The sequence below is a fragment of the Natronomonas sp. genome, from assembly GCF_047616845.1.
Taxonomy (GTDB): Archaea; Halobacteriota; Halobacteria; order Halobacteriales; family Haloarculaceae; genus Natronomonas.
The window spans coordinates 24,026-31,651 of record NZ_JBLGBY010000020.1 but is presented as its reverse complement, the minus strand read 5'-3'; the positions used below and the strand labels follow the sequence as shown (position 1 = coordinate 31,651).

Sequence of the window (7,626 nt, the reverse complement as noted above, 5' to 3'; positions counted from 1 at the left end):
GCGGCCTCGTCGACGATGTCGTGGGGGAATTTCTCCTCGACATCGTACTCCTGTGCGTTCGGCCGCACTTCGTTGTCGGCGAACCGCTTCACTTCTTCTTTGAGCTGTTTCTGCTCGTCGGAAAGCCCGAAGTCCATGTTTTCTCAAGAGGGGTGCCACCACATAACGCTTCTCACTCACGAAAACCGGTCGCACGGATTTTGGTTCGAGCGAAACAGGGCGATACAGAAACGTTGAAACAAGTTCAGAGTGAGACCACGACTGTTACTCATGGAATTCAACGATATCGAGACCATCGCAGTGCTTGGCGCCGGTAACATGGGCCACGGCATTGCGGAGGTCGCCGCCCTGGCAGGCTACGACGTGAATCTGCGCGACATCAAAGAGGAGTTCGTCCAGAACGGCTACGAGCAGATCGAGTGGTCGCTCGATAAGCTCGCCGAGAAAGAGCAGATCTCCGAGGCGGAAGCCGAGGACGCCTTCGACCGCGTGACGCCCTACGTCGACGTCGAAGATGCCGTCGGGAACGCCGACTTCGTCATCGAGGCCGTCCCGGAGAAGATGGACATCAAAAAGGACGTCTACGGCGATGTCGAGGAGCATCTCCCCGACCACGCTATCATCACCTCGAACACCTCCTCGCTATCTATCACGGATCTCTCGGAGGTCACCGACCGCCCCGAGCAGTTCGCCGGGATGCACTTCTTCAATCCGCCAGTGCGCATGCAGCTCGTCGAGGTTATCTCGGGGGCCAACACCTCCGAGAAGACGCTCGAAATCACCGAGGAACTGGCTCAGGCGTTCGGCAAGACGCCCGTCCGTGTCCGCAAGGACTCGCCCGGCTTCATCGTCAACCGCATCCTCGTCCCGCTGATGAACGAGGCCTGTTGGATGGTGAGCGAAGACGTCGCAACGAAGAAGGAAATCGACTCGACGACGAAGTTCGACATGGGCCTGCCGATGGGTTCGTTCGAACTCGGCGACCAGGTCGGCAACGACGTCACCTTCCACGTGCTTGAGTACATGCACGAGGTGCTGGGTGACCCCTACGAGCCGGCGCCGTACCTCGAAGAAATCGTCGAGCAAGAGCGCTTCGGCAAGAAGACCGGCAAGGGCTTCTACGACTACGAGGACGGCGATGGCCCGGACATTCCGACCGACGCTGGCACCGAGGCAATCGCCGAACGACTCGTCGCCGTGATGGCCAACGAGGTCGGCAATCTCGTCGGCAACGGTGTCTCGAACCCCGCCGACATCGACGAGGCAGTCATGCTCGGCGCCGGCTTCCCGGACGGCCCCGCGAAGTTGGCCGACGACTTCGGCCTCGACACACTCGTCGAGACGCTCGAAGAACTCCACGAGGAGACCGGCCACCCGCGCTTCGAGGTCTCCGACGGCCTGCGTGACGCCGCAGAAGAAGGCGCCTACCACGGTGGCGAGGACGAGGACGGCATCGAGTTCACCAACATCGAACTCCGCTACCCCGGCGACATGGTCGGCCAGATCGTTCTCGACCGCGAGGCCCGAATGAACACCATCAACCCCGCGCTGATGGACGAGCTCTCCGAGGCCGTCGACCTGCTCGAAGCGGATGACGAAGTCCGTGCCATCCTCATCACAGGGAAGGGCGACCGAGCGTTCTCCGCGGGCGCAGACGTCACTTCGATGGCTTCGGGCGCAGACCCCATCGAGGCAATCGACCTCTCCCGGAAGGGCCAGCGTACCTTCGGCAAGCTCGAAGAGGCCGACATGCCCATCGTCGCCGGTATCGACGGCTTCGCGCTGGGCGGTGGCTTCGAGCTCGCACTCTCCTGTGACTTCCGTATCGCCTCCGAGCGCTCCGAACTCGGCACGCCCGAACACGACCTCGGCCTCCTGCCCGGCTGGGGCGGCACCCAGCGGTTGATGCGTATCGCCGGCTTCGGCCGCGCAAAGGAGATCGTCTTCACCGCAGAGCGGTTCGACCCCGAGACGATGTACGACTACGATGTCGTCACCGAGGTCGTCGAAAACGAGGCGTTCGATGAGCGCGCCCACGAGTTCGCCGCCGACCTCGCTGCCGGCCCGCCGATCTCCCAGAAGCTGACGAAGCGTGCGATGCTCGCTGGCTGGGAAGACATCGATGCCGGTCTCGAACTCGAAGCGCAGGCGTTCGGTCACCTCATCAACACGGACGACCTCATGGAGGGCATCACGGCCTTCATGGGAGAAACCGAGCCCGAATTCGAAGGCAAGTAACGCGGCCCGGCGCGGTTTCGAAACGGCCACCCCGGCCGAGCACGAACCGGCTGTCGATGGTCGGCTCCCGCACCGCGACCGCACTCGCAGGACTCATCGGCAGCGTGCTCGTCAGCGCGCTCATCTACTATTACACTGGTTCGCTACTGTTCTTCCTGTTCGTGCCGTTCGTCCCGTTCCTGTTCGGAGCGGGCGAATCCGAAACGACCCCGGAGCGACCGCTAAAGACGTGCCCGCGATGTGACTTCGAGACCCGCAGCGAGGAGTTCGACTACTGCCCGCGTGACGGCAGCCCGCTGCATGAAGAACGCGAGAACTGATACGGATTGTTGTACCAAATTACCGGCGAGCGGCCGGGACGGCTCGGTGTTCGCCGGGAAACGACTCCAACAATCCGTATGAGGCAACCAAAACGGCGACGCGCTTATCCTGTCACCCTGAGAACACTCACGTATGAGCACGTTCGGGTTGGCGACGCTCGATGAGAACGTCGTTGCGCTCGGCCTGGCGGCCGCACTCGGTCTGTTCCTCGGCCTGGAGCGCGAGTGGTCGGAGAAGACCGCCGGCATTCGGACGTTCGCGCTCGTCAGCCTCCTTGCCGCCGTATTCACCATCCTCGACCAGCCGCTGTTACTCGTCGTCGGCGCGGTCTTCGTCGTGGTCGTCGGTGCTATCCTGGGCCTGCAGGGGTTGCTCGGACAGGCCGGAACGCTCTCGTTGACCACCTCGACGACGCTGCTGGTCGCCTACGGCGTTGGTACACTCGTCGCCTCCGGGTTCGTTCTTGAGGGCGTCGTCGTTTCGGTCGTGTCCTCGCTTCTGCTCGTCCTCCGGAAAGAGCTGCATGGCATCGCGGGCGCACTCTCTCGGGAGGAAGTCCGGGCTGGCACGGAGTTCGCCATCCTCGCGTTCGTCATCTACCCACTCTTGCCGGCCGAATCCCGAACCATCGCGGTCGCAGACCTCTCCGTCGCCGTCGAGCCACGCGTCGTCTGGCTGATGGTCGTCTTCGTCGCCGGTATCGGCATCGCGAACTACGGTATCGTCCGCGTGTACGGGGGTCGGGGCATCGCTGTCACGGGCTTTTTCGGCGGCCTTGCCTCCTCGACGGCTGTCGTCGGGGCGATGCTCGACCACGTCGGCCAGAAGCCGGAAGCGGCGGAATACGGCATCGCAGCGGTCGTCCTCGCGAACGCCTCGATGGCGCTGCGGAACCTGACTATCGCCCTCGTGTTTACCATCGGCGCGGGCGTCCTCTATGAAACCATTATCCCGCTCGGTGTGGTCATCATCGGCGGCATCGCTGCCGCCACACTCACTACGGACTGGTCGGCGACCATCGAGCTCGACCTCGAAACGCCGTTCACGCTTCGCTATGCGCTGGGTGTCGGCGCACTGTTCCTCGCCGTGCTGCTCATCGGTGGGTTCGCGGAAGCCCGCTTCGGAACCGAGGGGCTCTACGCCGCCGCGCTGTTGTCAGGCCTCATCTCGAGTGCGGGCGCGACGGCATCTGCCGTCGTCCTCTACTCGAACGGCGAAATCACGAGTCTTCAGGCGACGATAGCCGTCCTGCTGGCGACGGTCGCGAGCATCGGCGTCAAGGCAGGCATGTCCGCGCTCTCGCCGAACCGGCAGTTCGCCCGCGGCGTCGTCATCTGGAGCGTTATCCTGCTCGGCAGTGCCGGCGTCGTGACCGCGCTCGTCTCCATCGTCTGACCGGCGTCAAGAGTTAACACGCCAACCCACCAATTATCGGTATGAACCGCGAGACGGCAGCGCCGGCGGTCGAGGAACTCCCCGGGCCACGCGCCACGGAGCGCGTGGAGCATCACAGCTCGTTCGCCGCTCCAAGCACGTACGTCTACGAGTTCGTCTGGGACGTCACGGCGCCCGCAATCGGCCCGTTCTGCACCGATGCGGACGGCAACGTCCTGCTGGATTTCACGGGTCACGTCGGCGCCGCGCCGCTCGGCTACAACAACCCGGAACTACTCGACCGGATGGAGACCTTCGACATGGTCGACCCGGTCAAAATCGCCGGCCAGGACTTCTACTCGACCGCCGGCGACCCGAGCGATCCCGACTTCCCCGGCCCGGCGGAACTGATGGAGCGGCTCGTCGAGATCACGCCCGACCGCATGGACACGGTGTTCCTATCGAACTCCGGCGCCGAAGCCGTCGAGAACGGCCTCAAAATCTGCTATGACCACACCGCTGGCAAGTACGGCATCACCTTCGAGGGCGCGTTCCACGGCCGCACGCTGGGAACACTCTCTCTGAATCGCTCGAAAGAGGTGTACCGTCGGCGCTTTCCGGAACTCGACGCTATCCACGACGCACCGTTCTGTCGGGACAGTGGTTGCTCGCCAGCGACGTGTGAGTGCGGCTTCTTCGCGGGCGATACCTCCCAGCTTCGTCGGATACTCAATCCCGAAACCGGCCACGTCAACCCCGACGAGGTGGCCTACATCATCCTCGAGCCCATTCAGGGAGAGGGTGGCTATCACGTCCCGAGTGCGGCGTTCATGCAGGAGGTGGCCGACCTCTGTGCCCAACACGATATCCTCCTCATCGCGGACGAAATCCAGTCCGGGCTGGGCCGCACTGGCGAATTCTGGGCGTCGGATGGCTTCCCCATCGAACCGGACGTCATCTGTGCGGCGAAAGGCGCCCGCGTCGGCGCGACCATCAGCAGCGAGGACGTCTTCCCCGGCGAGAAATCCCGACTCTCCTCGACGTGGGGCGCCGGTGACCTCGTCGACTCCATGCAGGGTGCGCTCACCATCGACGTCATCCGGGAACAGAACCTCATGGACAACGCCACGGAGCGCGGCGCACAGGCGAAAGACGCACTCGCCGAGGCCGACATCCCGAATCTCATCGATATCCGGGGACGCGGGCTGATGCTCGCCGTCGAATTCGACACCAAAGCCCAACGCGATGACGTCCAGGAGGCGGCGATGAAACGCGGCTTGCTGACGCTCGGCTGTGGTCACAAGACGCTCCGGCTGCTGCCGCCGCTCGACGTTAGAGAGCGGGAGATCAGGATGGCCGTCGACTTGCTCGCTGAGGCGGCCGAATCGGTGGCCTGACGCCGGGTCGTCGCTCGCCTCACCGAAGGCGAATGTAACAGTTGCGGCGCAGTCCTAGAGGTCACGCTGTCGGCAACGGACGAATAGAGTAGCCCGAGAACCCAACCGCTTTTCTCGCTGCCCGGAGACGCACAGGGTATGCAAACTGTCATCCTCGCTGCCGGCGAGGGCACCCGGATGCGACCGCTGACGGAGACGGTTCCGAAGCCGATGCTGCCAGTCGCCGACCGGCCGCTCTGTGCGCACACGGCCGATGCGGCCGTCGCCGCTGGCGCCTCCGAACTCGTCTTCGTCGTTGGCTACGAGGCCGAGGCCGTTCGCGAGTATTTCGGCGACGAATACCGGGATATCCCCGTCTCCTTTGCCGTCCAGGACGAACAGCTCGGCACGGCTCATGCCGTCCGAGCGGCCAGCGAACACATCGACGGCGAATTCGCCGTTCTCAACGGGGACAACCTCTATGACCCCGAATCGGTTGACGATCTGTTCGACGCGGCGCCATCCATCGCCGCCATTGAGGTCGACGACCCGAGCAACTACGGCGTGCTCTCGACGGACGATGATGTCGTGACGGGCATCGTCGAGAAGCCAGCCGACCCGCCCTCCTCGCTCGCCAACGCGGGGGCATACACCTTCCCCGAGGCGACGCTCGCGTGGCTCGACGTCGAGGCGAGCCAGCGCGGCGAATACGAGATTACGGACGTCGTCGCGCGAGTCATCCGCGAGTACGACGTGACGCCGGTCACGCTTTCGCGGTGGCTCGACGTGGGTCGACCGTGGGAACTGCTCGAAGCCAATGAATGGAAACTCGGCGAGCTCGAGCGGCGCATCGACGGCGAGGTTCGGGGGGACGCGGACATCCGTGGTAACGTCATGGTCGAACCGGGCGCGATAATCGAACCGGGAGTCGTCATCGAGGGGCCGGCACTGATTCGGTCGGGCGCCGAAATCGGGCCGAACGCCTACGTTCGAGGCGCTACACTCGTCGGCGAGGACTGCCACGTTGGCCACGGTATCGAACTGAAGAACTCGGTCGTAATGGCCGATTCGAACGTGCCGCATCTCTCGTACGTCGGCGACAGTCTGCTGGCCCCCGATGTCAATCTCGGTGCCGGGACGCAGGTCGCGAACCTCCGGCACGACGATAGCGAGGTCAAGCAGACGGTGAAAGGTGACCGTGTCTCGACCGGGCGACGGAAATACGGCATCGTCGCCGGCCCCGGCGCGAAGACGGGGGTCAACACCAGCCTCGCACCCGGTGTCGTGCTGTCGGCGAACGCCCGAACCGACCCTGGCGAATCGGTTACGCGCGACCGGTGAGCGTGGACACGCATCCACTAATTTTCACGGTCTCGCAGGCGTTACCTCCGAGTCGGGGTTTAAGTAGATACCATCGGATTAACGGCTATGTCACTCAGCCGCCCCGACCTGTCCGGACAGACGGCCTTCATCACCGGCACCACCCGAGGAATCGGAAAGGCCCTCGCACTCGCACTCGCGGAGCGGGGCTGTAACATAGTTTCGACCGGCAAGACCAGCGAAGAGGACGACTACGGCGAGGAGAAAGACCTCGAAGGAACCATCGAACAAACCGCCCGCGAATGCCGCGAGAAAGGCGTCGATGCGCTCGCGATTCAGGTCAACGTCCGAAACGAGGAGGACGTCGAGGCAGCGGCCCAGGAGGCCATCGACCACTTCGGCGAGGTCAACATCGTCATCAACAACGCGAGCGCAATCCAGATCGCGAACGTCGAAGACCTCCCGGCGAACCGCTTCGACCTGCTGGCGGACGTGAACGTTCGTGGCACCTACCTCACCTCGCGTGCCTTCCTCGACCACCTCAAAGAGGTCGAAGAGGACGCGTGGCTATTGACCAACGCGCCGCCGGTGACGGTCGACCGCGCCCCCGGCGAGGCCCCGTACGCGTGGTCGAAGATGGGGATGTCGTTCCTCACGCTCTCGCTCGATACGGAACTCAGCGGCCACGGCGTCGGCTGTAACTCCTTTTGGCCCGTCACGGCTATCGACACGCGCGCCACGCGGTACTTCGGAATGGGAACCGAAGATGACTGGCGCACGCCGGATATCGTCGCCGATACCGTCCTCGAAATTCTCAGTCGCGATCCGTCGTCGTTCTCCGGCAACGCCGTCTACGACGAAGACCTGCTCCGGGAGGTCGGAGTCGAGGACTTCTCGGAGTACAACCTGACCGAGGGCGATCCAGCACCGATGTCCGCACAGATGTTCGACCCTTCCTACGAGCGGCCGGAGTAATCGAGCGGTCGGAATCGCCTGC

General features: G+C 63.9%; 7 protein-coding genes. 6 read left to right on the top strand and 1 reads right to left on the bottom strand.

Features of this window, described 5'->3' with window-relative positions; genetic code table 11:
• On the bottom strand, positions 1-137 hold a 137-nt coding region (locus ACI8UR_RS06015), incomplete at its 3' end, for an acyl-CoA dehydrogenase family protein (protein WP_415087665.1).
• A 133-nt stretch (positions 138-270) separates the two neighbouring features.
• On the opposite strand from ACI8UR_RS06015, the gene ACI8UR_RS06010 reads away from it, so the two are divergent.
• The 6 genes from ACI8UR_RS06010 (at position 271) to ACI8UR_RS05985 (ending at position 7,604) form a co-directional block, all read left to right on the top strand.
• Complete coding sequence (locus ACI8UR_RS06010; RefSeq protein WP_411716123.1) at positions 271-2,238, top strand: 3-hydroxyacyl-CoA dehydrogenase NAD-binding domain-containing protein; 1,968 nt, start codon at positions 271-273, stop codon at positions 2,236-2,238.
• Positions 2,239-2,294: 56 nt separating this feature from the next.
• Positions 2,295-2,558: a hypothetical protein gene (locus ACI8UR_RS06005; RefSeq protein ID WP_411716124.1), complete on the top strand. Its 264-nt coding sequence runs from the start codon at positions 2,295-2,297 to the stop codon at positions 2,556-2,558.
• A gap of 133 nt (positions 2,559-2,691) precedes the next feature.
• Positions 2,692-3,954, top strand: a complete 1,263-nt coding sequence (locus tag ACI8UR_RS06000; RefSeq protein ID WP_411716125.1) for an MgtC/SapB family protein — start codon at positions 2,692-2,694, stop codon at positions 3,952-3,954.
• Positions 3,955-3,995: 41 nt separating this feature from the next.
• On the top strand, positions 3,996-5,330 hold the full coding sequence (locus ACI8UR_RS05995) for an aspartate aminotransferase family protein (RefSeq protein ID WP_415087664.1): 1,335 nt from the start codon (positions 3,996-3,998) through the stop codon (positions 5,328-5,330).
• Between the two features lie 138 nt (positions 5,331-5,468).
• Positions 5,469-6,650 (top strand): bifunctional sugar-1-phosphate nucleotidylyltransferase/acetyltransferase, encoded by a 1,182-nt coding sequence (gene glmU, locus ACI8UR_RS05990; RefSeq protein ID WP_411715430.1) that lies wholly within the window; start codon positions 5,469-5,471, stop codon positions 6,648-6,650.
• Between the two features lie 87 nt (positions 6,651-6,737).
• Entirely contained in the window at positions 6,738-7,604 is an 867-nt protein-coding gene (locus ACI8UR_RS05985; RefSeq protein WP_411715431.1) for an SDR family oxidoreductase, read from the top strand.
• Positions 7,605-7,626: the final 22 nt, after the last annotated feature.

What these genes read in the sequence shown, in the direction of transcription:
- ACI8UR_RS06010 (WP_411716123.1), top strand. Translation starts at nt 271, where the DNA reads ATGGAATTCAACGATATCGAGACCATCGCAGTGCTTGGCGCCGGTAAC.
- ACI8UR_RS06005 (WP_411716124.1), top strand. Translation starts at nt 2,295, where the DNA reads ATGGTCGGCTCCCGCACCGCGACCGCACTCGCAGGACTCATCGGCAGC.
- ACI8UR_RS06000 (WP_411716125.1), top strand. Translation starts at nt 2,692, where the DNA reads ATGAGCACGTTCGGGTTGGCGACGCTCGATGAGAACGTCGTTGCGCTC.
- ACI8UR_RS05995 (WP_415087664.1), top strand. Translation starts at nt 3,996, where the DNA reads ATGAACCGCGAGACGGCAGCGCCGGCGGTCGAGGAACTCCCCGGGCCA.
- glmU (WP_411715430.1), top strand. Translation starts at nt 5,469, where the DNA reads ATGCAAACTGTCATCCTCGCTGCCGGCGAGGGCACCCGGATGCGACCG.
- ACI8UR_RS05985 (WP_411715431.1), top strand. Translation starts at nt 6,738, where the DNA reads ATGTCACTCAGCCGCCCCGACCTGTCCGGACAGACGGCCTTCATCACC.